Raw genomic sequence first — 23,027 nt, forward strand, 5'->3', positions numbered from 1 at the left:
CATTCGGAGAGGGCCGCAGCCATGGCCGTGCAACCTGAAGGAACCCCGTGCTGGGCCGACGCGATGTTCAGTGACCTCGAAGGGGCCAAGAGCTTCTACGGCGAGGTCCTCGGCTGGACCTTCGCCGAGGCGTCCGCGGAGTTCGGCAACTACACGGAGGCCTCCGTGAACGGCAAGGCGGTCGCCGCCGTCGTCCCGCCCATGCCCGGCCAGGAGGGCCTGTCGCAGTGGTGCCTCTACTTCGCGTCCCGGGACGCCGCCGCCACCGCTGCCAGGATCCGTGATCACGGCGGCGAGGTGCTGATGGAGCCGATGCAGGTCGCCGACTTCGGCACCATGTGCCTGGCCCGCAGCCCCGATGGCGTCGTCTTCGGCGTCTGGCAGGCGGGCACCCACGAGGGCTTCCAGGCGATGGGAGAGCCCGGCGCCTACACCTGGGCGGAGGTCTTCACCCGCGAGCCGGAGAAGTCCGACGCGTTCTTCCCCGCCGTCTTCTCCTACCGGCAGCGGGACATGCGGGACGGCGAGATGGACTTCCGGATCTACGACCTGGGCGACCGCACGGTGCTGGGCCGGATGAAGATGGGCGAGGAGTTCCCGCCCGAGGTGCAGCCGTACATCAACGTCTACTTCGGCGTCGAGGACTGCGACGAGGCCGTGGCGAGGGCCGGCAAACTCGGCGGCGTGCTGCGGTTCGGCCCGATGACCACCCCCTTCGGCCGGTTCGCGGCGATCAGCGACCCGCAAGGGGCGAACTTCTCGGTGATCGACACCGCGACGACCGAGGGCGAGATGCCGAAGCTGACCGACGTGGCGTAGGGCCCGGACCTCTCGGCCGGGGGGCCCGCGCGGCATGGCATGATCGAGCGCATGCGTGAACGTGTAGTGGCCGCGTGTGACGGGGCTTCGAAGGGAAATCCCGGGCCCGCCGGCTGGGCCTGGGTCGTCGCCGACGCTTCCGAGACGCCGCAGCGGTGGGAGGCGGGGCCGCTCGGCAAGGCCACCAACAACGTCGCCGAACTCACCGCGCTGGAGCGCCTGCTGGCGGCGACCGAACCGGACGTGCCGCTCGAGATCCGCATGGACTCGCAGTACGCGATGAAGGCCGTCACCACCTGGCTGCCCGGCTGGAAGCGCAACGGCTGGAAGACCGCTGCCGGCAAACCGGTCGCCAACCAGGACCTCGTCGTGCGCATCGACGAACTCCTCGACGGCCGCTCGGTCGAGTTCCGGTACGTCCCGGCCCACCAGGTCGACGGCGACCGGCTCAACGACTTCGCCGACCGCGCCGCCAGCCAGGCCGCCACGGTCCAGGAGGCCGCGGGCAGCGGCCTCGGCTCCCCCGAGCCGCCGCCCTCCCCGGACACCCCGGTCAAGGCCCCGCGGTCGCGCCCGCGTGGCGGAGCCGCCCGCGGCGCCAAGACCGCGGGCGGGAAGGGCTCCGCGCGCACCATCAAGGCGAAGTTCCCCGGCCGGTGCCAGTGCGGCCGCTCCTACGCGGCCGGCGAGCCCATCGCCAAGAACGACAGCGGCTGGGGCCACCCGGAGTGCCGCACGGGCGCGACCGTCTGATCAGACGTCGAACGTGTAGTGCGGTGTGTGGTCCAGCAGGTCCGCAGGGGTCATGTCGTGCCACGGCCGCATCGTCTCGTCGAGGTCGATCACGTTCGGCGTGCCCGCGGCCGGCAGATAGCCGGAGCCGGGGTGCCGGCGCTGCCACTCGGCCCACAGCTTGTCTATGTAGGCGTGATGCAGCCAGAACACCGGGTCGTTGGGGGACACCCCGGTGGCCATCTGCCCGCCGACCCAGACATGGACGCGGTTGTGCAGGTTGACGCCCCGCCACCCCTCGAGGTGGTTGCGGAAGCCGTCCGAGCCGCTGTTCCAGGGCGCCATGTCGTACGTGGACATCGACAGCACCGACTCGACGTCGGCCCGCGTCGGCAGCTCGCGCGTCCCGGAACCGAGGGAGCGCCGCAGGAACGTACGGCTGTCGACCCGCACGTTGATCGGCCAGTCGCCGCCGGACGCGGAGAACGCCCCGTCCGTCACCCGGCCGTCCCGCTCCCGCCCGGTGCCGCCGAGGAAGTCGGGCGCCCACAGCGAGGCGCGTGGCGTACGGTCGACGGTCCAGTCCCAGTACGGCAGCGACACCGACGCGTCCACCGACTGCAGCGCCCGCTCGAACTCCAGGAGGAATCTTCGGTGCCAGGGCAGGAAGGACGGTGAGCGGTGCCCGGTCCGCTCGCCGTTGTCGGTGTCGGAGACGATGAACGCGTTGTGCGTCGTGACGAACGCGTCGTAGCGGCCGCTGCGCTTCAGCTCCAGCAGCGCGGCGACGAAACGCCGCTTCTCGTCGGCGGTCAGGGTGGACTGGTTCTTGCGGACAGCCATGTGCGGGTGCTCCAGATGCCTTGCGGGGCGGGTCAGTTGGCGGGGAAGGGCAGCAGGGGCGCGCCCTGCAGCTCGTCCACCGCGGCGCGGGCGGCGGCGCGCGGGGTGGCCACCGGGTCGTAGTGGCTGACGACGCTGATCCAGCTGCCGTCGGCGTTGCGCATCACATGCAGCTCGACCCCGTCGACGAACACCGCGTAACCCCCGCCGTGGTGCCCGTGGTGACCGGACCCGGTGGCCGGACGGCCCTGTATCCGGCGCCCCTTGTAGACCTCGTCGAAGGCCCCGGGGGAGTCGTGGTGCCCGGCGGCCGAGGCCGGGACGACGGCCGGCAACGTCCCCGCGCCGGCGGCGAGGACGGCTGCGGCGGTGAGCGCGCTGCGACGGCTGAGTTCCGGCATGCGGACCTCCTGAGTGGATCGGGTTGATGACCCCGCAATGCCTACCGGCCCGCCCGCTACCGGGAGAAATCCACCCGAGCCGGTTGGCTGCGATCCGGGCAATTCCCCTTATGTCGTGCAAGGTTGAACAAAGATGATCTTGCCGTGCGGGGGCTGCGCGCCCGTACGGAAGGGGAAATTCCACCCACGAGGGGTGTTGTGGCGGATGTTTCTGCCCGTGCGGTCCGAGGCTCGTGGTGCGCGTCACGCCGCGAAACTGGCGCGATTCGGCGGACCGGTCGGAGGGGTCCGGCTCCTGCTACTCTGCGTCCGCAATCGACAGCGCTCGGTAATTCTCAGGGGTGTTCGTGAAGGTCGCCTGTGTCGGCGGCGGGCCCGCCGGTCTGTATCTCTCGATCCTGCTCAAGCGGCAGGACCCGTCCCACGACGTCACCGTCCACGAACGCGATCCGGAGGGTTCCACCTACGGCTGGGGCGTGACGTACTGGCGCCATCTGCTCGACCGGCTCCGCGAGCAGGATCCGGAGTCGGCGGACGTCCTCGACGCCGACTCGGTCCGGTGGAGCGACGGTGTCGCCCACGTCCGCGACCTGACGACCCGGCACAGCGGCGACCAGGGCCACGGCATCGGCCGCCACCGGCTGCTGGAGATCCTCGCCACCCGGGCCCGCGACCTCGGGGTACGTCTGGAGTACGAGCGCGAGATCACCCCCGGCGACCTGCCCTCCGGCACCGATCTGATCGTCGCGGCCGACGGCGTCCGCAGCGCCCTGCGCACCCGCCACGCCTCGCACTTCGGCAGCCGCCTCACGCCCGGGCGCAACCACTACGTCTGGCTCGGCACCACCAAGGTCTTCGACGCCTTCACCTTCGCCTTCGTGGAAACCGGCCACGGCTGGATCTGGTGCTACGGCTACGGCTACGGCCCCGACCGCAGCACCTGCGTCGTCGAATGCGCGCCCGGGACCTGGACCGGACTCGGGCTCGACCGCGCGAGCGAGGCCGACGGCCGTGCCCTGCTGGAGAAGCTCTTCGCTGACGTCCTGGACGGACACCCCCTGCTGGGCCGCCCCGGCGGCACCCCGTGGCAGACCTTCCGCACCCTCACCAACGACAGGTGGCACCACGGCAACCTCGTCCTGCTCGGCGACGCCGCACACACCACCCACTACTCCATCGGCGCCGGCACCACCCTCGCCCTGGAGGACGCGATCGCCCTGGCCGCCGCGCTGCGCGAGCACCCCGGGCTCCCCCAGGCCCTCGCCCACTACGAGCGGGAACGCAAGGCGGCCCTCCTGCCCGTGCAGAGCGCGGCCCGCTACAGCGCCCAGTGGTACGAGAACCTGCCGCGCTATATGCACCTGCCGCCGGAGCGCATGTTCGCCCTGCTCGGCCAGCGCCACTCGCCGCTGCTGCCCTACATCCCGCCCCAGCTGTACTACCGGCTCGACCGGGCGGCCGGGCAACTGGAACCGCTGCGGCGGTTCAAGCGCTGGCTGGGGCCGAAGCTCGCGGGAACCGTGCACGCGCGGTCGCTGGCCTCCCGGGAATAGCCCGCGCACTATTGGGTGAATTGCCATTCACCAGCTACGGTGAATGGCAATTCACCCGCGCCTCACCCGGCGCTGCCCGCTGGAGAGCCGATGGACCAGACCGCCGCGATACCCGAGCCGCCCGGTGCGAGCACCCTCCGGGAACGGCTCACCGTCCCGTGCTCGCGTTCGGCGGCATCCTCATGGCCGTCATGCAGACCGTCGTCGTGCCCCTGCTGCCCGACCTGCCCCGGCTCACCGGCGCCTCGGCGGCCACGGTCTCCTGGATGGTGACCGCCACCCTGCTCTCCGGCGCGGTCCTCACCCCGGTCCTGGGCCGGGCCGGCGACATGTACGGCAAGCGGCGCGTCCTCATGGCGGCCATCGGGCTGATGACGGCCGGCTCGGTCCTGTGCGCCCTGACCTCCGACATCGCCGTGCTCATCGCCGCCCGCGCCCTGTCCGGAGCAGCCGCCGCGGTCGTCCCGCTGTCGATCAGCATCCTGCGGGACGAACTGCCGCCGGAGCGCCGGGGATCGGCCGTGGCGCTGATGAGCTCCACCGTCGGCGTCGGCGCCGCGCTCGGCCTGCCGCTCGCCGCGGTGATCGTGCAGTACGCGAACTGGCACACCATGTTCTGGGTGACCAGCGCCCTCGGCGCCGCGGGCGTGACCCTGGTGTGGTGGGCGGTGCGCGAGTCGCCGGTGCGCGAGCCCGGCCGCTTCGACGTCCCGGGCACGATCGGGCTGGGCACCGGGCTCGTCTGCCTGCTGCTCGGGGTGTCGCAGGGCGGGCAGTGGGGCTGGGGCAGTGCCCGTGTCGTGGGGCTGTTCGCCGCGGCCGTCGTCGTGCTCGCGGTGTGGTCGTGGCAGCAGCTGCGCGCCGAACGGCCGCTGGTGGACCTGCGGTTGGTGGGGCAGCCCCGGGTCGGCCTGTCCCATGTGGCCGCGCTGCTCGCCGGGTTCGCGTTCTACGCCAACACCCTCGTCACCGCCCAGTTGGTGCAGGCGCCCGCGGCCACCGGGTACGGACTCGGGCTGTCCATCGTCGCCACCGGCCTGTGCCTGCTGCCCGGCGGCATCGTCATGCTCCTGCTCTCGCCCGTCTCCGCCCGGATCTCGGCGGCGCGGGGGCCGCGCATCACCCTGGCCCTCGGGGCGGCGGTGATCGCCGCCGGATACGCCGTGCGCATCGCCGACAGCCGCGAGCTGTGGATGATCATCGCGGGTGCCACGGTCGTCGCGGTCGGTACCACGCTGGCCTACTCGGCGCTGCCCACCCTCATCCTGCGGGCCGTGCCGCCCGAGCAGACCGCCTCCGCAGGCGGGGTCAACGTCCTGATGCGCACGATCGGCCAGGCCGGATCCAGCGCCGCCGTGGCCGCCGTGCTGGTGCACCACACCAGCCCGGTCCGCGGCGTTCCGGTGCCCACCCTGCACGGCTACCTGCTGGCGTTCGCGATGGCCGGCGCGGTCGCGCTGGTGGCCGCCGCGGCGGCGCTGTGCATCCCCGGCGACGTGTCGCCCGACGCGTACGACGGTCCGCATCAGGGCCGCGTCCGCCCCCGGGGCGCGCGCGACGAGGCGATGGAGGGAGCATGAGTGCCGTGAGCACTCCACACGACACGCCCACACCCGCCCGCCGGGACGCCGAGTCGACCAGGGCGGCCATCCTGAAAGCGGCCCGCCATCTGCTGGCCCGGCACGCGCACGGCGACATCACCCTCAAGGCCGTCGCCGACCGCGCCGGGGTGAGCCCGCCGCTGATCCTCAAGTACTTCGGCAACAAGGACACGCTGTTCGCCCGGGTCATGTCGTTCGAGACCGACGCCGACGCCCTGCTGGCAGCGCCCCTGGACGACCTCGGCCCCCACATGGTCCGGCACGTGCTGGTCAGCCAGTCCGAGCAGGGCGCCGACCCGCTGCTGCGGATCGTCTTCGCGCCGCTGCACGGAGAGCAGGGCGACATCCTGCGCGCCAACTTCCGCACCCAGGTCACCGACCGGCTCACCGCCCGGCTCACCGGCCCGGACGCGGGCCTGCGCGCCGAACTCGCCGTCGCCACCCTGCTCGGCCTCGGCGTCATGTACGGCATCGCGCGCGGCACCGCGGTGCGGGCGCAGGCCGTCGACGCCCTGGTGGACCGCTACGCCCCGGCCGTGCAGACGTACCTGACGCCCTGACGCCCTAGCCGAACAGCCGGTCCAGGAAGGCGTTGCCGTACACGCGGTGCGGATCGAGCCGGTCCAGCGCCGCGTCCGCCTCCGCCCACGCGTCCCGGCCGACCGCGTCCGGGACGACGCCGCCCAGCACCTCCTCGTCGTCCCACACCCCGTCGTCCGTGTACGCCCACCCCTTGGACCACTCGACCCGGGTCAGCGCGAACCCGCCGTCGAAGGTGCCCAGCAGGAACCGCTCGATCTCCCGCAGGAACGCCTCCGCGTCCGGTGTGCCCGGCAGCGTCAGGATGTCCAGCCACACGGCCGTGTCCCACCCGGGGTGGTCCTCGGGCGGCCGGAGCGCCGACAGCAGCGGCGGACGGGCCCCGGCCACCCCTGTGTCACCCGGGTCGTCCACGCCGGTCACCCGGATCTCCACCGAGCCGTTGACCGGGAAGCTCCCCCGGGCCGCGTAGGCCGTCAGCCGCTCCCGGTAGAACGCGGCGAATTCGGAGACGACCCGCTGCACCCGGTCCCGGGAGGTGAGGACCGCGTAGCCGTTGGCGTGCACCCGCAGCGTGGTCGGCCTCAGATACAGCAGCGTGTTCTTGGACGGCCCCCAGAGGTCGGCGGACAGGGTCGTCACCAGCCCCAGCGCGGCGGCCTCGTACTGCGCGGTGCCGAGCAGCGGCGCCAGGTACCAGGCCGCGTCCGACGTCATCCGGCCGACCAGCTCCGCCACCGGCCCCGGGATGTTGTCCGAGAACGGGTAGTTGTACGGCCGTGTCACCTTCCGCGAGGTCAGCGGCCGGGTGGGGGAGACGCTCCACACCTTCAGCCAGGGGTGCTCGGTGAAGGCGAACCAGATCGCCTCGACCCGCCCCGCCGCGTCCAGGTAGCTCGCGAACGTCCGCCCGCCGCCCGAGCCGGGCGCGGCGAACAGCTCCCCGGCCGGGATGTCCGTACGGCTCACGCACCTGAGGTCGGTGTTCGCGCCCACCCGCAGCACCACCTCGGTCACCAGGGCCCGCCCGAGATGGGTCAGCAGCGCGGCGCAGTCCGCCTCGTCACGGTGGAAGGTGCGCAGCACGTACGCGCCGGCCCGGGCGTCCCACACGACCGCCGTCAGGGACAGGACCAGATTGCTGAGCGAGCCGTACGTGTGCCCGGGCAGCCGCCGCTCGCCCCGCGCGGGGACGGCGGTGCCGTGCGCGTCGACCGCGAGGGCGCCCCCCAGGGTCAGCACGCCGGGCGCGGGGGCCGCCGTGACGCCGAGGCCGTGCTCCTCCAGGAAGGTCAGCAGAGCTTCCGAGGTCACGCCGGTACCCGCGCGTACGGCGGTGGGGGAGTCCAGGGCCAGACCGGTGAGGTGGGGCGCGGTGTCGACGAGGAGGACCGGCGCGCCGGTCGGCGTCCCCTCCGTCACCGTCAGGGGCGACCAGCCGTGCGAGGCGCCCCGGGCGCGCACCCGCCACCCCTGCCGCCACGCCCAGTTGACGACGTCCACCAACTGCTCCGGGCTGCCCGGCGCACAGGCCCACAGGCCGTCGGCGGTGATCTCGCCGACCCAGTTCCGGTAGGCCGAGCGGTACAGCGCGACGTCCGCCGGGAAGTCCGGCAACTCCTCGGCCGCGACCGCCGGATCCGCCGGCAGGCCGGGCACCACGGCCAGCGCGGCGGCCGTGAGGAGGAAGCCCCTGCGGGTCCAAGCGGAGGCGGCCGACGGGTGGTTGTTCGTTGCACCAGTGGTCACGTGGAGTCACGCTAGGAGCCGCTTGACACGTGCCGCGTTCCCGCCGCATTGATTCACTCGTGTGAGTGAATCGGGCGGGCTCGACGAGCCGGATCGACACGTTCCGCGCGACGCCGTGACGGATGACAGACTGACGCCCATGGACGAGCGCACATTCGACAGGTCGGACCAGCACGCCTCCGTCATCGGTCTGGGCACCTGGCAGCTGGGGGCCGACTGGGGAGACGTCGACGACAAGGAAGCCCTCGCGGTACTGGAGACGGCGGCCGAGTCCGGGGTGACCTTCTTCGACACCGCCGACGTGTACGGCGACGGCCGCAGCGAGCAGACCATCGCCACGTTCCTCAGCGGCCGCCCGGACCTGCACGTCATGGTCGCCACGAAGATGGGCCGCCGGGTCGACCAGATCCCCGCCAACTACGTGCTCGACAACTTCCGCGCCTGGAACGACCGCTCCCGGCGCAACCTCGGCATCGACCGCATCGACCTGGTGCAGCTGCACTGCCCGCCGACGCCCGTCTACTCCACGGACGAGGTGTTCGACGCGCTCGACACCCTCGTCGAGGAGGAGCGCGTCGCCGCCTACGGCGTCAGCGTCGAGACCTGCGAGGAGGCGCTGACCGCCATCGCCCGGCCCCATGTGGCGAGCGTGCAGATCATCCTGAACCCGTTCCGCATGAAGCCGCTGCGCGAAGTGCTCCCGGCCGCGCGCGAGGCGGGCGTCGGCATCATCGCCCGCGTTCCGCTGGCCTCCGGCCTGCTGTCGGGCAAGTACACCCGGGACACCGTCTTCCCGGAGAACGACCACCGCACCTACAACCGGCACGGCGAGGCCTTCGACCAGGGCGAGACCTTCTCCGGCGTCGACTACGCCACCGGCGTCGAGGCCGCCGCCGAGTTCGCGGCGCTCGCCCCCGAGGGATACACCCCGGCCCAGCTTGCCCTGCGCTGGATCGTCGAGCAGCCCGGCGTCACGACCGTGATCCCCGGCGCGCGCTCACCCGAACAGGCCCGGGCCAACGCGGCCGCCGCCCGCCTCCCGCAGCTGCCCGGCGAGACGCTGACGGCGATCCGCGACCTGTACGACCGGCGCATCAAGGACCAGGTCGAATCCCGCTGGTGAGGCCGCCTCTCACGGCTCCAGGAGCAGCTGCCTCTCCTGCTCCTGGTCGCCGGAGGCGGCGCCGTCGTCGCGTGCCGTGAAGGCCCGGCTCAGCGTGTCGCTCGCCCGCCGCACGGCCTCCGGGCTGCCCTGCACGGTGACGGTCACCGGTGCGGACAGCCGCCCGGCGGCCGTTCCGCCGCCGCCGGAGGGACCCGCGTCCCCGTCCCCGTCGAAGGTCGCCGTGTGGACCGTCGCGTTCTCGTCGGCGGGAAGCTCGTCGGGAGACCCGAACGTGCCTTCCAGGGCCCGGACGACCGCTCGGGCGTCGTCGGCGCCTCCGCCGCTGAGCGTCACGGTGAGCTGCGTACCGGACATGAGTCCACGACCTCCTCGGTTCTGCGTCGTTCGCGCCGTCCGTGTAACCGTCCCCTGATCGCTCAAACCGCCCCCGGGCGGACGACGACTCCTTCCGGGGAACCCGGGAAGTTGGGAAGGAGGAGGGCTCAGGTCTCACACCGGGAGGAACAGTGGTGGACGCGGCAGAGGGCGGGGCCATGCGCCGGGGGCGCAACGAGACGGAGGAGGAGAGAGCGGACCGGATGTGGGTGGAACTCATCCAGGAGGTCCGCGTGGCGCAGATGGGCGTCCAGATCCTCTTCGGCTTCCTCCTCACGGTGGTGTTCACCGAGAAGTACGACGACCTCTCCGGCACCGACCAGACGATCTATCTCGTGACGGTCGTCCTCGGCGCCTGCGCGACCGGGGCGCTCATCGGCCCGGTCGCCCTGCACCGCATCGTCGCCGGGCGGCGCGTCAAACCCCAGGCCGTGCGGCTGGCCTCCCGGCTCACCCTGCTCGGCCTGGTGCTGCTGCTCGCCACGACCACCGCCTCACTGCTGCTCATCCTGCGCGTCGCCACGCACGACGGATTCGTGCCCTACCTGGTCGCCGGTGTGGTCGGCTGGTACCTGCTGTGCTGGTTCGTCCTGCCGCTGTGGACCCGGCACCGCTACACGTCGAAGTGACGGCACCGCCGCCAGCTGCCGGTCGTGCACCCGGCTGAGCAGCAGCAGCGAGGCGATGGCCCCGGTCAGCGCGCAGAACATGTCCCACTGCGTGTCCCACACATCGCCCTGGGTGGCGAGAAAGGCGTCCGCCGCGTGCCCCCCGGCCACGGCGGCCGCCCACTCGAGCATCTCGAAGACGGCACTGAAGGCCAGGCACGCGCACACGGTCAGCGGAGCGAGCCAGCGGCTGCCGCGCAGCGGCGAGGTGCGCACCAGCAGTTCGCGCACCAGCACGGCCGGGACGAAGCCCTGCATCAGGTGGCCGAACCGGTCATAGGGATTGCGGTCCAGACCGAAGACGTCCCGGACCCGGTCGCCGAGCGGCACCTCGGCGTAGGTGTAGTGGCCGCCCACCATCAGGACCACGGCGTGGAAGGCCAGCAGGCAGCACAACAGGCCCGTGAGCGGGAAGCGGCGGCGGGTCAGCACCAGCACCGGCAGGCCCACGACGACCCACACGACCTCCAGGAACCAGGTCATACGGTCGTGCGGGTTCCACCCGGACAGCGCCAGGACCGCGACCACACCCCAGGCGAGGGCGGCGGGCAGGGACGGCCGGGGACCCTGACGTACGTCGGACACAGCGGACATGGCGGGCTCCTCTCGAGGCAGCCCATCGTCCGGCCGGAGGCGGGTCCTGGGCATGAGTACGCCTACTCAGACCGGCCGCGCCTCAGCCCCCGGCGAGCACGCCCGCCAGGAAGTCGTCCACATGGACCTCCTCGCTGCCCGGCCGCACCACCTCGTAGGTCTCGCGAAGGAACGCCGCGAACCCGGGCGCCCAGCCGAACACCACGGCGTGGTGGCGCCCGCCGTCGGCGCGGGCGTCGCCGAGGAACTCCAGGCGCAGCTCCTGCCACATCCCGCGGGACACCGGGCGCATCCGCACGTCCCCCACCCCGACCGGACGCCGCAGCGCGTCACCGAGCATCTCCCGGTCCAGCTGCCACCGGGCGAGAACACGGCCGTCATGGCTGAAGACCACGGTGACGGCGAACGGGTCCGCGGCGTCGTAACTCAGGTGGGCGAGCACGGAGAAACGGTCCGTGTCGCCCGCCTGGAGCTGCACCACCAGGGTCTTGTGGACGAACGAGTTCACGAGGGGGCCTCCGGGAAGAACCGACGTAGAGCCCTCTAGTACCCCCGATTTCGACGGAATGCTCAGCCGACCGGGTGATTCCCGCGAGCACCGCGCAGTGATGCGATGCACACCGCGACGGCCCGCTGCAGATCCTCCAGACGCTGCACCATGTCGTCCTCGTAGAACTCCCCGGCGTCGTCGAAGGTCAGCTCCTCGAACACCTTGGTCGCCTTCTGCAGGCTGCTGTAGAACTTCGTGCGCCGCTCCTGCACCCGCAGCCCCGGGTCGGCCTCCACCACCTCGACGACGAGGGACTTCATCGTGTCGTACGCCTCGGCTGCCCACTCGCCGGCGTCCTCGCCGTCGTCGAGCTCGTCGATGAGCGACAGGTGCCGCTCGGCCTCCTGACGCAGGTCGGCGGGGGCGTCGACGGTCTGCCCGGCGGGCGTCTTGATCTGCCCCGACTCGGCGATCTGGCGCACGTACCCGATCCGGTCGGCCGCCCTGCTCTCCCCGGCGACGGCCTTCTTCAGCTCGTCGGTGCGCACCACGTCACGGGCCAGCTCCGACTGCAGGTCCGGGTCCTCGCGGACCCGGTCCAGCAGGGCCTGGCGGGCGGCACGGGCAGTGGAGGGGTCGGCGAGGATCGCGGCGCGCAGGGCGGTGGGGTTCTCCGCCACCTCCAGGGCCTTGGTGGGCCGGATGCCCTCCGCCTCGGCGGCCTCCGCGATGGCCGTGCCGCGCTCGGACGTGGCGCTGGTGCGGGAGACGTAGTAGCTCAGCCACACGTCGGCGTCCGGCAGGTCCACCTCCTGACCGGGCGTCAGCGCCTCGAAGTGCGGAACCATGCCGTCGTCCGCCGCCCGGTCCCACGCCTTGTAGTAGCGCATGACCCGCTCCGGGGAGCAGCCGGCGAGTTCCGCGAACTCCTTGGCGGACACCTTCGGCGTCTCGTCCGCGCCCTGACCGCCGGGCCGCACACTGCGTGCCACCTTCAGCCCGAAGGCCCACCCTCCGGTCCGGGCGTACGCCCCGAACTCCCGCGCGTCCCGCGCGACCAGGTCGGAAACGGGCACCGCGGCGACGGGGGTCTCGGGCGGGGTGAGGGCAACGGTCACGGACGACTCTCCGGAGGCGGGGCGGATCGGACTGCACATCGGACTGCACGAGGTGCGCACGGAAGCCTAGCGGCACCCGCTGACCTCGCCGTTCACCGCCCGCGCGGCCCGTGCGAAAACCGTCGTCGGAGACAATGGCCGGGGCTTCAGCCGAACGCGTCGCGCAGCGCGGGCAGCAGGGTCTTCTCCGACCAGTCCAGGTACGCCGGCTGCGACTCCCCGCCGATCTGGACGAGCGCGATCTCGGTGAACCCGGCCTCGGCGTAGGGGCGGACGGCCTCGACGAACGCCTCCGGGTCGTCACCGCACGCAATCGCGTCGGCGACGTCGTCCTGCGTGACGAACTGGGTGGCCGCGTCGAAGGAATCGGGGTGCGGCAGCTCCGAGTTGACCTTCCAGCCGCTGCCGAACCAGCGGAACTGGGAGTGCGCCCGCTCGACGGCCGCGTCCCGGTCGGGGTCGTAGCAGACCGGCAGCTGGCCGATGCGGGGCTTGCCCCGGCCGCCGTGCCGGTCGAAGGCCTCCAGCAGGCCGGCCTTGGGCTCCGTGGCGATCACCAGGTCACCGAGCCGGCCCGCGAGTTCGCACGACCGCTCACCGGAGACGGCGATGCCGATGGGCGGGGCCTCGCCGGGCAGGTCCCACAGCTTGGCCGACTCCACGTCGAAGTGCGTGCCGCGGTGGTTGACATGGCCGCCCTCGAAGAGCGCGCGGATGATCTCCACGGCCTCCTCGAACATCTCGTGCCGCACATCGACGGACGGCCAGCCGCCGCCCACCACATGCTCGTTGAGGTTCTCGCCCGACCCCAGCCCCAGCCGGAACCGGCCCTCGGACAGCAACTGCAGCGTCGCCGCCTTCTGCGCCACCACCGCCGGGTGGTAGCGGAACGTCGGGCACGTCACATACGTCATCAGCGGGATACGTGACGTCGCCTGGGCGGCCGCGCCGAGCACGGCCCACGCGTACGGCGAATGACCCTGCGAGCGCAGCCACGGGAAGTAGTGGTCGGAGGTCACCGAGAAGTCGAAGCCCGCCTCCTCGGCCCGCACCACATGGTCGACGAGGGCTCGCGGGCCGGCCTGCTCGGTCATCATCGTGTATCCGATTTGCACCATAACCGGCGAGTCCCCTGACAGCGGGCCCGGAAACGGCTCGATCAAGGTCGCCGACGGGTGCAGGATGCATCCATGAGTGCTTCCCCCCTGCCGACTTCCGGTCCGGCCGCCCAGGGTGTCGACGCCTGCGGCGTCCACGCCTTCCTCGACGCCCTCGAAGCCGCCCCCGAGATCGAGCCGCACAGCCTGATGATCATGCGGCACGGGCAACTGGTGGCCTCCGGCTGGTGGGCGCCGTACACCCCCGAACGCCTCCACCTGCTGTACTCGCTCAGCAAGAGCTTCACCGGGACCGCGGCGGCCCTGGCCGAGGCCGAGGGACTGATCGACTTCGACGCGCCGGTGATCTCGTACTTCCCGGAGTTCGAGGCCGGCATCACCGACCCGCGCAGCCGGGCCATGCTCGTCCGGCACGTGGCGTCCATGGCCAGCGGCCACCGGCGGGACACCGTCGACGAGGCATTCGGGCGGGATCCCGCCGAGCCCGTACGGGGGTTCCTGCGGCTGCCGCCCGACGAGGACCCCGGCACGGTCTTCGCCTACAACCAGCCCGCCACCTACACGCTCGCCGCGATCGTCCAGCGGGTCACCGGGCAGTCGCTCAGCGACTACCTGCGGCCCCGGCTGCTGGATCCGCTGGGCATCGGCGAGGTGGCCTGGCGCCGTGACCGTGCCGGCCGCGAGCTCGGCTTCAGCGGCCTGCACGCCACCACCGACGCCGTCGCCCGGCTCGGCCGGCTGTATCTGTGCGACGGGCTGTGGGAGGGCAGGCGGCTGCTGCCTCAGGGATGGGCGGCCCGCGCCTCGCAGCCCCGCATACCGACCGCGGGGGCCATGGGCGACGTGAACCGGCAGGACTGGGACCGGGGTTACGGCTACCAGTTCTGGGCGTCCCGGCACGGCTACCGGGGGGACGGCGCGTTCGGCCAGTTCTGCCTGGTGCTGCCGGAGCACGACGTGGTGATCGCGGCGACCTCAGCGACCGAACGGATGCAGGAGTACCTGAACCTGGTCTGGGAGCACCTCCTGCCCGCCTTCGGGCCCGAGCCGCTGACCGGCCGAGAGGCCGCCGACGCGGAGCTGCGCGAGCGCCTCGGCCGGCTGGCGCTGCCGCCCGCCCCGGGCCGCGCCGCACCCCAGGAGCGGGAGCAGGACTGGACGGCCGCCGCGTTCACCCCCGCCCAGGAAGACGGACCCGTCCGGGCGGCCGGGCTCACCCGGGACGCGGACGGCTGGACCCTCACCCTCACCGGGGAAGGGGACAGGCCGGACCGCCCGGACCGGCTCGCCCTGCCGCTCGCGGGGGAGGGCTGGAGGGTCGCCGAGGAACCCGCGCCGACCGCGGCGAGCGGCGGCTGGACCGATGCCGGCACGCTCGCGGTGGAGGTGGTGTTCCTGGAGACCCCGCACCGCCTGGCACTGACCTGCTCCCTCGCGGACCGGACACTCACCGCGCACTGGCGCACCCAGCCGCTGCACGGCGGCCGGCTCACCACCCTGCGGGCACCGCGCAGCTCAGACTGAGCCCGGTTGGAAGGTCGTGAGGAACGTCCGCAGCGCCTCCTGGTTGGCGGCGTCCTCCCACTCGGCGTCCGGGGTCGTCCAGCGCAGCGAGAAGCTCCGGCCCTCACCCAGCAGGACGCCCCGGCCGAAGGTGTGCACCCGGGTGCCGTCGGCGTCGGTGGTCCACTCCATGTCGGCGGCCTTGCGGGCTTGGTACGTCGTCGCGCGGATCGCGCCGATCCGGTCGTAGCCGTCCGCCTGCTTGAGGTTGGGCTCGACGTCGTCCCGCCACACGGCCACGGGGTCGGGGCCGGCCTGATCGCTGAAGGTGACGGCCAGCGTGCGGTCGTCCCCGTCGGCGCCGAAGACGGCCCGGTACGCCCCGCCGTCGCGGTCGGTGTCCAGGCGCTTCCAGCCCTCGGGCAGCGCGACCGAGAAGCCCTCCGCCGCCCGGTAGCGCTGGAAGCCGGGCGGCAGGGCCGTGGCCGGGGCGGACGGGGTGGGCGTGGGAGCCGGGGACGACGGAGTGGGGGAGGGGGACGTGGGCGGCCCGGACGGATCGGTGCCGCCACCCGCGCCCTCGCCCGGCGTGGCGGCGGAGGCCGGCGGCCGGACCGGTGATTCGGCCGTGTCGTTGCCGCTGTCCGTGCCGGGCAGCCCCTGGGTCGCGGCGAGCACGGCGACCGCGACGGTGATGACGGCCAGGGCCGTTCCCGCCACCATGGTCCGTCTGCTCCACGCCGGGCTCCCCGGCCGCATCGCGGCGTACACGCCGCGCAGCCGCGGGACCGGTGCCGCGGCCAGGGCCGCCTGGGGATCCTCGGTCAGTGCCCGGGTCAGCGCCTCACGCACCACCTCGCGGGTCAGCCGCTCCCGTGAGTCCTTGCGGAGCATCCCCTGCACGGCCTGGGTGAGCGGCCCGGCGCGCACCGGCGTGCGCAGCGGCAGCCGGTCCACGCCCTTCAGGGTGTTCTCCGGGCGTCCCCGGTCCCGGAAGGGCGGGCGCCCCTCGACCATGGTGTACAGGATCGACCCAAGGGCCCACAGGTCGGCCGCGGGGCCGATGCGCTGATCCCGGGCCTGCTCGGGGGCGGCGTACGCGGGTGCCGTGAGCCGGGGCGCGAGGGTCGCGCCGGCCAGGCCGAAGCCGGTGATGACGACCGAGTGGTCCTCGCGCACGAACACCTGGCCGGGACTGAGCTCGCCGTGTGTGATGCCCCCGGCGTGCGCGGCGTCCAGCACGTCGAGCAGCTCCAGGCCGATCCGCGCCGCCCGCACATAGTTGAACGTGCCCCGCTCCGCGAGGAGCTCGGCGAGCGGGGTGCCGTCGATCCACTCGTTCACGGTCCACAGGGCACCGGCCTCCTCGACGGCGTCGACAACCGTGGCGATCCGGCCCGGGCACAGCAGTGCCATGTTCTCGGTGGTGCGCAGCAGGCGGGCGGCGGCCCGGCGCTCGGCCCCGCCCGGGTCCTCCGGAAGCCCGACCTGGGTCACGAGGCACGGGCGGGAGATCTCACCGGCCCCGGTGTCCTCGGCATACCAGCAGATGCGGTTGGTCTCGCGCTGGATGATCTCTAGCAGCCGGTACCGGCCGGCGACCAACTGGTGTGTGGAGACGTGCGCCCTGCCCATGGCCATCCCTCGCTGGAAACCTGGCTCTGACCTTTTCCTGAGGTACGGGGGATGAGGCGCCCTGCGTTCAAACGGATCGCAACTCCGTGTTCATTTCTGTCTTTTGTTCAAGAGAAGCGAGCAACTGTGCGAGGAAAAACGGTCTTTCGCCGCCTCGGGTACGGTCTCGGGCACGCTTCACCTCGGCCGCCGAGGCCGTGGCGGCCCGAGATGAATTCGCCCGCCGACGCCCGCGGATTCGCAAATTCCCGCCCGGCCTGGGGGTAACCGGCGGTAAATGCGGACGTGTGCAACGTCTGAACTCGAAGCCCTCCGATGAATTCCGCGCCGGATTCCCCCGAGGACCGCCGCAAGGTCAACGCAGACCGAAGCGACGTGACCAGGCGAACAGATCGCCCGTCGTCGCGTTGCCCCCGCACACCACCAGGCCGAGCCTGGCCCCGTCGCCGACCCGCTCCAGGACCTGCCGGGCGGCGGGCAGCAGGCAGCCGGCCGCCGGTTCGGCCCACACCTTGGCGTGGTCGGCCAGCTCCAGCGAGCCCCGCACGGCCTCCCGGTCGGGAACCACGAGGACCTCGGTGACCAGGGCGGAGACATGGTCGTACGTCAGCTGCGACACGGACGGCGCGCTGAGGGTCGAGACGATCGACGACAGGGCGACCGGCAGCGGGCCACCCGCCGCCAGCGCCTCGGACATGGCCTGCGCGCCCTCGGTCTCCACGCCCCACACCCGCACCCCGGGCCGGCAGGCACGCAGCGCGGCGGCGACGCCGGCGATCAGGCCACCGCCCCCGATGCTCACGAGGACGTCCGTGAGCTCACCGGCGTCGGCGGCGAACTCCAGCCCGACCGTGCCCTGTCCGGCGATCACCACCGGGTCGTCGAAGGGGTGGACCAGGGTCAGCCCCTCCTGCTGGAGCCGCGTCATGAGCGCGAACGCGCCGTCCATGTCATCGGTCAACCGGACCGACGCGCCGGCCGCCTCCGCGATCTCCACGGCACGGGCGGGTGCCGAGCGCGGCATCACCACCGTGGCCTTCACATCGAGGGCCGCGGCCATGACCGCGAGGGCGATCCCGTGGTTGCCGCCGCTGACCGCCACCACGCCGGCGGCCCGTTCCGCCTCGCTCAGCGACAACAGCTTCGCCGTGGCCCCGCGCGACTTGAACGAACCGGTGCGCTGCAGCAGTTCGAGCTTCGCGGTGACCGGGGCACCGAGCAACGCCGACAGCCCCGGGCTGTCCACCGTCGGGGTGCGCACCACGTGCCCGGCGATCTGCTCCGCCGCGGCTTCGATCTCCGAGACGCCGATCATGGCAGCCCTCCTTCCGGCGCGGGATCGCGGAACGCGCCGTGTCGAACCCTGACGCGCGCGGGGGGCCCAGGTCAACGCGGCGTCGGGGTGACGGCATCGGCGTGGCGCACCCGCTCGCGTCGCTCAGACGTCGCGCCGCACCAGGTAGCCGAGCAGCGAACGCAGTTCATCGGCCGCCCCCGCGGTCGACGGCACGTCGGCGAGCGCCGTCTCGACGGCGGTGATGTGCCGCCGGGCCTCCGCCAGGGCCGCCGAGCGGCCGCCCGCCTCCTCGATCAGGGCCGCCGCCGTCTCCGGCGCGTCGCCCGCCTCCAGAAGGCCGGCGATCCGGCCTCCCATCGGGGAGCCGAGCGCCACCAGCACGGGGAACGTCTTCTTCCGCTCGCGCAGATCGCCGTGGACCGGCTTACCGGTGACGCGGGGATCACCCCAGATGCCCAGCACGTCGTCGACGATCTGGAACGCGACCCCGAGATGCCGGCCCGCCCGGTCGAGCGCGGCGACCGTCCCGGGGCCGGCACCCCCGAGCACGGCACCCAGGGCTGCCGCGCAGCCCAGCAGCGCACCCGTCTTGTGCTCCGCCATCGCCCGGTACGCGTCGGGCCGCACCCGCTCCGGCCCGGTCCACGGACGGTCGGCGAACAGCAGGTCGTCCGCCTGCCCGCGCACCAGGTCGCCCAGCGCCACCGACAGGGTCCGCACGGCTCGGGCCCCACCCGGCTCCGCGGCCAGCGTCTCGACGGCCAGGGCGAACAGGGCGTCGCCCGCGAGCACCGCGGGCCCCGTGCCGTAGGCCTTCCACACGGTCGGGCGGCCTCGCCGCTCCCCGTCGCCGTCCATGATGTCGTCGTGCAGCAGGGAGAAGGTGTGCACCAGTTCCACGGCGACGGCCGCGGCCACCCCGGCCCGCTCCGGCGCACCGGCCGCCTCGGCCCCGAGCACCGCGAGCGCCTGCCGTACGCCCTTCCCGCCGGAGGCGACGGCCGGCGCACCGCCTGCCTCGCACCAGCCGAAGGAGTAGGCGGCCATCTCGCCGACCCAGGGGTGCAGCCGCCCCACGGCCTCCTCCAGGGCAGGCCGGACCAGGGCCCGGCAGCGCTCGAGCACACGGGGGACGTCGCCGGCAGCGGACGCGCGGGCACCGGACACGCCGGCACCGGACGCGCGGGCGCCGGCTGTGAGAGTTCCGGCCGTGCGAGCGTGCGGCTCACCCTGCCCTGTCGGCCGTGGCGTACGGGGAGCCTCCCGCGCCGCGTCCTGCGGCGCCGGCCGTGCCGCATCGGAAGCCTCGTGCGCCGCGTCCCGCCGCCGTGGCCCGCCGGTTGCCGGGGGCGACGCCGTCGTGGCGGCCCGTCGTGCCGTGTCCACCGTCGTGGGCGGCGCCGTCACCGTGCCGCCTCCGTCGCCGCCGGCTCGGTGGCCGGTATGCCGAGTTCCTCATGGGCCCGGGCCACCATCCGGCGGGCGTGCTGGAGGCCGATGCGCTCCAGCAGTCCGGCGAGGTCGGCCAGTTCGGCCGCCGTCTCGGCACGGTCGCGGCCGAGGCGGGCCAGGGACTTGGCGAGTCCCAGGCGCGACAGGGCCTCCCCGCGCGGCTCGCTCATCTCGCGGAACTCCGCGAGCGCCTGCTCGTACAGCTCCCGTGCCTCGGCGTAACGCCCCGCCCGGTACAGCACGTTGCCGCGCATCTTGTGGTTGTAGGCCAGCGCGCTGGACAGCCGCATCGCACGGCACGCCGTCTCCGCCTCGCTCAGCAGCTCCAGGGCCCGCCCGGTGTCCCCGTCGCGCACCGACACCACGTCGGCCAGCCCCCGCAGCGCCCACGCGTGACCGCGCCGGTCGTCCGCGCGAGCGGCGATCTCGGCGGCCTCCTCGAACAGCGCGTACGCCGTGTCGTAGCGCCCGGTGTTGCGGTGCATCTGGGCGATGCCCTCCAGCGCCCACACCGTGTGCCGCGCCTCCCCGCGCCGCCGGGCCTCGGCGAGCAGCTGCTCGTGCAGCCGGCCGACGGCCTCGTAGTCGCCCTGGATGCGGCCGGTCTCGGCCAGGCCGGCCAGAGAGTAGCCGCGGACGACGATGTCCCCGCCGCGGTCGCCGAGGTCGGCAGCCAGCTGGAGCAGTCTGCGGGCCAGCCGGAGCGCGCCGCGCTGCCGGGCCAGGGTGCCGCCGCTCCACAGGGCCCAGGCCATCGCCCCGACGTCCCCGGCCCGCCGGGCCGCGCGGTAGCTCGCCTTCCAGGCCCGGTCCGCGTCCTCGACCCGGCCCAGCCGGCGGTGCGCCTCGGCCACCGCGAGTCCGGAGCGCGCCGCCTCCCCGGGCTGTCCGGCCCGCTCGGCCGCTCTCAACTGCTCGGTACCGGCGGCCAGGACGTCGGTCAGGGAGGAGTTGACGGACAGAGTGGTGAGCGCGCCCTGGTACTCCGGGGCGAATGCCTTGCCGTACATCGATGCCTTTCGGTCCGTATGCACCCCATCTATACATAGCGCGTATACATGGTGTGCATAGAAGGGTGAAAACCTGCCCTGGCCACTGGGGCCAGGGCAGCACCTGTTGCCGATCAAGACGTCGGCGGAACGGACCGGGTTGCCTCTGAGGCGCAGATCACCTGAGAGGTGTTCAGTGCTGCCCCGCTTTGTGCGGTGTCGCCTCGCTCGGCCGGACGACGACGTACCCCTCGCCCTGGAGCAGCAGTTGCACGGCCTCGCCGGAACCGCCGCGCAGCATCGACCCGATGGACTGGGAGCGGTGCAGGGAGGTCTGCAGACCCGCGGTCCAGCCGACGATCGCGTCGGTGTCGACGTACACCGGGTACTGCGGCGAGACCGGGATGACGAGTGGACTGCCCTCGCAGACCAGGCCCAGCTTGCCGTGCCCCGTGAAGACGCTGTTGAAGAGGCCGCCGCCGGTCATGCCCGCGCCTTTCACCGTCGCGATGCGGTACGACAGCGTGGCGTCGAAACACAGCACGTTGCGGCCGTTGACGGTGAACTCGTCGCCGGGCTCGACGTCGACGATGAAACAGTTCTGCGCCTCGTGCGCGAACCAGGCCTCACCCTGCCCGCGCACCGCCATCAGCGGCAGCCCCTCGCCGGTGACGGCGCGCTTGAGCATGCCGCCCATGCCCTGGCCTTTGCGTTCGAACTGGAGGTTGCCGCGGTAGGAGATCATCGCGCCCTGCCGGGCGAGCATGTCGCCGTTCACCGTGTACCGGATGCATTTGGCGTTCTCGACCGCCATGCCCGGCGCCACGGCCGGCTGCACCATGTGCTCATTGGAAAAGAGGTCACCCTTCATACCGGCATCCTCGCCCGGAGCGATTCCCTCCGCCAGGATCGCGCAGGAGTCCCGGCCGTGAAGCGGCCGGGCGTCAACCCGGTACCGACCAGGCCCAGATCACCCACGTCAGCGGCGAGGCCCGCCCGTTCGAGGTCTGCGCGGAGGGAGGCCCCGCCACCTCCCGGTCGACGTCCCGAAGCCGCCCTGACCGGCACGGACGGCCGGCCCGTCGGGCCCACCTGCGCGGCGCCGCCGACCGCACCACTACGGTGGCCTACGCCGGGACGACCCCCTCCCGCACCCGACCGACCGGCCGAAGGAGCGCCGCCGCATGTCCCGCACCGCACGTCCCCGTGCCGCCCTGGCCGCCCTCTCCTGCTGCGTCGCACTGGGCTGCGGGACCGGCACGGTGCCGCAGGGGGACCGGCCGAGCCCGCCGTCCAGCGCCCCCGGGGCAGCCGGGCACGGCGTGGTCACCTGGGCCTCCTCCGCCGGCCACATCGGCGAGGCGGCCGACGGCCGCGGCTACCGGCTGATGGTGCACACCAGCGTCGGCGGCAGCGGCCTCAGGGTGCGGCTGACCAACGCCTTCGGCGACGAGCCGGTGACGTTCGGCAACGTCCACGCGGGCCTGCAACGGGACGGCGCCGCCCTCGTCCCCGGCAGCAACAGGCGCCTGACCTTCGGCGGCGCCCGCTCCGTCACCGTCCCCGCCGGCGGCATCGTCTACAGCGACCCGCTGCCCGGCCACGTCCCCGCCGGGCGCACCCTCGCCGTCAGCCTGTACGTCCCCCGGGCTGGCGACACGCTCACCGGGCACTGGATGGCGATGCAGACGTCGTACACCACCGACGGCGACCACACCGCGGAGGAGGGCGCGGCCCACTGGAAACAGCGGACCGGCTCCTATGTCTACCTCGACGCCGTCACCGTGCGCCCCCGCAAGGGCACGGGTGCCGTGGCCGCCCTCGGCGACTCCATCACCGACGGCTGGCACTCCACGGTCGACCGGAACCGCCGCTGGCCCGACTACCTGGCCCGCCGGCTCGGCGCCTCCGGCACCTCGGTCAAGGGCGTGGCCAACGCGGGCATCGCCGGGAACAAGGTCCTCTTCGACGGCCCCGGCGAGAGCGCCCTGAACCGCGTCCAGCGCGACGCGCTGTCCCTGCCGGGCGTGCGCACGGTCTTCCTCTTCCAGGGCGTCAACGACATCAAGGCCGAGCCCGGCGCCACGAGCGCCGGGCTGATCGCCGGGTACCGCCGGCTCATCGACCGGGCGCACGCGGCAGGGAAGTGCGTCGTCGGTGCCACGATCGCCCCCTACAAGGGCTGGCAGGAGTGGGACCCCGCCGGGGAGGCGATACGGCAGCGGGTCAACACCTTCATCCGCCGCAGCGGAGAGTTCGACGCGGTCGCCGACTTCGACCGGGTCCTGCGCAGCCCCTACGACCCCGAGCGGATCCTGCCCGCCTTCGACGGCGGTGACCATCTGCACCCCAACGACAAGGGCATGCGGGCGATGGCCGACGCCGTCGACCTGCAGAGCCTCGACTGCGGGACCGGCTGAGCCG

At 73.0% G+C, this 23,027-nt stretch carries 19 protein-coding genes and 2 pseudogenes; 8 read left to right on the plus strand and 13 right to left on the minus strand.

Annotation, left to right across the window (positions count from 1 at the left end):
* Positions 1-21: 21 nt before the first annotated feature.
* Together IGS69_RS32565 and IGS69_RS32570 are read left to right on the plus strand one after the other, a co-directional pair.
* A complete protein-coding gene (locus tag IGS69_RS32565) occupies positions 22-819 on the plus strand; it encodes a VOC family protein (protein WP_190904030.1) in 798 nt (265 codons plus the stop codon).
* Positions 820-858: 39 nt separating this feature from the next.
* Positions 859-1,572, plus strand: a complete 714-nt coding sequence (locus IGS69_RS32570) for a ribonuclease H family protein (RefSeq protein ID WP_190904031.1) — start codon at positions 859-861, stop codon at positions 1,570-1,572.
* Here IGS69_RS32570 and melC2 read toward each other — a convergent pair whose 3' ends face one another.
* Positions 1,573-2,394, minus strand: coding sequence for a tyrosinase MelC2 (gene melC2 / locus IGS69_RS32575; RefSeq protein WP_190904032.1), 822 nt, complete (start codon positions 2,392-2,394; stop codon positions 1,573-1,575). It lies immediately after the preceding gene.
* 32 nt (positions 2,395-2,426) lie between these two features.
* Complete coding sequence (gene melC1, locus IGS69_RS32580) at positions 2,427-2,795, minus strand: apotyrosinase chaperone MelC1 (protein ID WP_190904033.1); 369 nt, start codon at positions 2,793-2,795, stop codon at positions 2,427-2,429.
* A gap of 341 nt (positions 2,796-3,136) precedes the next feature.
* On the opposite strand from melC1, the gene IGS69_RS32585 reads away from it, so the two are divergent.
* The 3 genes and pseudogenes from IGS69_RS32585 to IGS69_RS32595 all read left to right on the plus strand — a co-directional run bounded on the left by IGS69_RS32585 (position 3,137) and on the right by IGS69_RS32595 (position 6,509).
* On the plus strand, positions 3,137-4,348 hold the full coding sequence (locus tag IGS69_RS32585; RefSeq protein WP_190904034.1) for an FAD-dependent monooxygenase: 1,212 nt from the start codon (positions 3,137-3,139) through the stop codon (positions 4,346-4,348).
* A gap of 90 nt (positions 4,349-4,438) precedes the next feature.
* Positions 4,439-5,928, plus strand: a pseudogene (locus tag IGS69_RS32590) (MFS transporter).
* Positions 5,925-6,509, plus strand: coding sequence for a TetR/AcrR family transcriptional regulator (locus tag IGS69_RS32595; RefSeq protein WP_190904035.1), 585 nt, complete (start codon positions 5,925-5,927; stop codon positions 6,507-6,509). Before IGS69_RS32590 ends, IGS69_RS32595 begins: the two are co-directional and overlap by 4 nt.
* 4 nt (positions 6,510-6,513) lie before the next feature.
* Here IGS69_RS32595 and IGS69_RS32600 read toward each other — a convergent pair whose 3' ends face one another.
* Positions 6,514-8,238: a cholesterol oxidase substrate-binding domain-containing protein gene (locus IGS69_RS32600; RefSeq protein WP_190904036.1), complete on the minus strand. Its 1,725-nt coding sequence runs from the start codon at positions 8,236-8,238 to the stop codon at positions 6,514-6,516.
* 139 nt (positions 8,239-8,377) lie between these two features.
* On the opposite strand from IGS69_RS32600, the gene IGS69_RS32605 reads away from it, so the two are divergent.
* A complete protein-coding gene (locus IGS69_RS32605) occupies positions 8,378-9,361 on the plus strand; it encodes an aldo/keto reductase (protein ID WP_190904037.1) in 984 nt (327 codons plus the stop codon).
* Between the two features lie 9 nt (positions 9,362-9,370).
* Here the strand turns inward: IGS69_RS32605 and IGS69_RS32610 are convergent, their stop codons facing one another.
* The 5 genes and pseudogenes from IGS69_RS32610 to IGS69_RS32630 form a co-directional block, all read right to left on the minus strand.
* Entirely contained in the window at positions 9,371-9,718 is a 348-nt protein-coding gene (locus IGS69_RS32610) for a hypothetical protein (RefSeq protein ID WP_190904038.1), read from the minus strand.
* Between the two features lie 570 nt (positions 9,719-10,288).
* A pseudogene (locus IGS69_RS32615) lies at positions 10,289-11,001 on the minus strand (DUF2238 domain-containing protein); the annotation flags it as partial.
* Between the two features lie 82 nt (positions 11,002-11,083).
* Positions 11,084-11,509: an SsgA family sporulation/cell division regulator gene (locus tag IGS69_RS32620; protein WP_190904040.1), complete on the minus strand. Its 426-nt coding sequence runs from the start codon at positions 11,507-11,509 to the stop codon at positions 11,084-11,086.
* Positions 11,510-11,571: 62 nt separating this feature from the next.
* Positions 11,572-12,609, minus strand: coding sequence for a hypothetical protein (locus IGS69_RS32625; protein WP_190904041.1), 1,038 nt, complete (start codon positions 12,607-12,609; stop codon positions 11,572-11,574).
* Positions 12,610-12,755: 146 nt separating this feature from the next.
* The gene (locus tag IGS69_RS32630; RefSeq protein ID WP_190904042.1) at positions 12,756-13,727 is read right to left on the minus strand and encodes an LLM class F420-dependent oxidoreductase; all 972 of its coding nucleotides are present in this window, start codon (positions 13,725-13,727) and stop codon (positions 12,756-12,758) included.
* Between the two features lie 72 nt (positions 13,728-13,799).
* On the opposite strand from IGS69_RS32630, the gene IGS69_RS32635 reads away from it, so the two are divergent.
* A complete protein-coding gene (locus IGS69_RS32635) occupies positions 13,800-15,251 on the plus strand; it encodes a serine hydrolase domain-containing protein (RefSeq protein WP_190904043.1) in 1,452 nt (483 codons plus the stop codon).
* Here the strand turns inward: IGS69_RS32635 and IGS69_RS32640 are convergent.
* From IGS69_RS32640 to IGS69_RS32660, 5 genes are all read right to left on the minus strand, one after another.
* Positions 15,243-16,871 (minus strand): serine/threonine protein kinase, encoded by a 1,629-nt coding sequence (locus IGS69_RS32640; protein ID WP_190904044.1) that lies wholly within the window; start codon positions 16,869-16,871, stop codon positions 15,243-15,245. The genes IGS69_RS32635 and IGS69_RS32640 overlap by 9 nt on opposite strands.
* Positions 16,872-17,220: 349 nt before the next feature.
* On the minus strand, positions 17,221-18,180 hold the full coding sequence (locus IGS69_RS32645; protein WP_190904045.1) for a threonine/serine dehydratase: 960 nt from the start codon (positions 18,178-18,180) through the stop codon (positions 17,221-17,223).
* A gap of 123 nt (positions 18,181-18,303) precedes the next feature.
* Complete coding sequence (locus tag IGS69_RS32650; RefSeq protein WP_190904046.1) at positions 18,304-19,329, minus strand: polyprenyl synthetase family protein; 1,026 nt, start codon at positions 19,327-19,329, stop codon at positions 18,304-18,306.
* Between the two features lie 236 nt (positions 19,330-19,565).
* Positions 19,566-20,624, minus strand: a complete 1,059-nt coding sequence (locus IGS69_RS32655) for a tetratricopeptide repeat protein (protein WP_190904047.1) — start codon at positions 20,622-20,624, stop codon at positions 19,566-19,568.
* A gap of 172 nt (positions 20,625-20,796) precedes the next feature.
* The gene (locus IGS69_RS32660; protein ID WP_190904048.1) at positions 20,797-21,474 is read right to left on the minus strand and encodes an AIM24 family protein; all 678 of its coding nucleotides are present in this window, start codon (positions 21,472-21,474) and stop codon (positions 20,797-20,799) included.
* 313 nt (positions 21,475-21,787) lie between these two features.
* Here IGS69_RS32660 and IGS69_RS32665 point away from each other — a divergent pair, with 313 nt between their 5' ends.
* Positions 21,788-23,023: an SGNH/GDSL hydrolase family protein gene (locus IGS69_RS32665; protein ID WP_190904049.1), complete on the plus strand. Its 1,236-nt coding sequence runs from the start codon at positions 21,788-21,790 to the stop codon at positions 23,021-23,023.
* Positions 23,024-23,027: the final 4 nt, after the last annotated feature.

Source organism: Streptomyces tuirus (assembly GCF_014701095.1).
GTDB classification, from domain to species: domain Bacteria; phylum Actinomycetota; class Actinomycetes; order Streptomycetales; family Streptomycetaceae; genus Streptomyces; species Streptomyces tuirus.

Bases quoted from the DNA above. Each gene is read 5' to 3' on its own strand.
- IGS69_RS32565 (WP_190904030.1), top strand. From the start codon at position 22: ATGGCCGTGCAACCTGAAGGAACCCCGTGCTGGGCCGACGCGATGTTC.
- IGS69_RS32570 (WP_190904031.1), top strand. From the start codon at position 859: ATGATCGAGCGCATGCGTGAACGTGTAGTGGCCGCGTGTGACGGGGCT.
- melC2 (WP_190904032.1), bottom strand. From the start codon at position 2,394: ATGGCTGTCCGCAAGAACCAGTCCACCCTGACCGCCGACGAGAAGCGG.
- melC1 (WP_190904033.1), bottom strand. From the start codon at position 2,795: ATGCCGGAACTCAGCCGTCGCAGCGCGCTCACCGCCGCAGCCGTCCTC.
- IGS69_RS32595 (WP_190904035.1), top strand. From the start codon at position 5,925: ATGAGTGCCGTGAGCACTCCACACGACACGCCCACACCCGCCCGCCGG.
- IGS69_RS32605 (WP_190904037.1), top strand. From the start codon at position 8,378: ATGGACGAGCGCACATTCGACAGGTCGGACCAGCACGCCTCCGTCATC.
- IGS69_RS32610 (WP_190904038.1), bottom strand. From the start codon at position 9,718: ATGTCCGGTACGCAGCTCACCGTGACGCTCAGCGGCGGAGGCGCCGAC.
- IGS69_RS32630 (WP_190904042.1), bottom strand. From the start codon at position 13,727: ATGGTGCAAATCGGATACACGATGATGACCGAGCAGGCCGGCCCGCGA.
- IGS69_RS32635 (WP_190904043.1), top strand. From the start codon at position 13,800: ATGAGTGCTTCCCCCCTGCCGACTTCCGGTCCGGCCGCCCAGGGTGTC.
- IGS69_RS32640 (WP_190904044.1), bottom strand. From the start codon at position 16,871: ATGGCCATGGGCAGGGCGCACGTCTCCACACACCAGTTGGTCGCCGGC.
- IGS69_RS32645 (WP_190904045.1), bottom strand. From the start codon at position 18,180: ATGATCGGCGTCTCGGAGATCGAAGCCGCGGCGGAGCAGATCGCCGGG.
- IGS69_RS32655 (WP_190904047.1), bottom strand. From the start codon at position 20,624: ATGTACGGCAAGGCATTCGCCCCGGAGTACCAGGGCGCGCTCACCACT.
- IGS69_RS32660 (WP_190904048.1), bottom strand. From the start codon at position 21,474: ATGAAGGGTGACCTCTTTTCCAATGAGCACATGGTGCAGCCGGCCGTG.
- IGS69_RS32665 (WP_190904049.1), top strand. From the start codon at position 21,788: ATGTCCCGCACCGCACGTCCCCGTGCCGCCCTGGCCGCCCTCTCCTGC.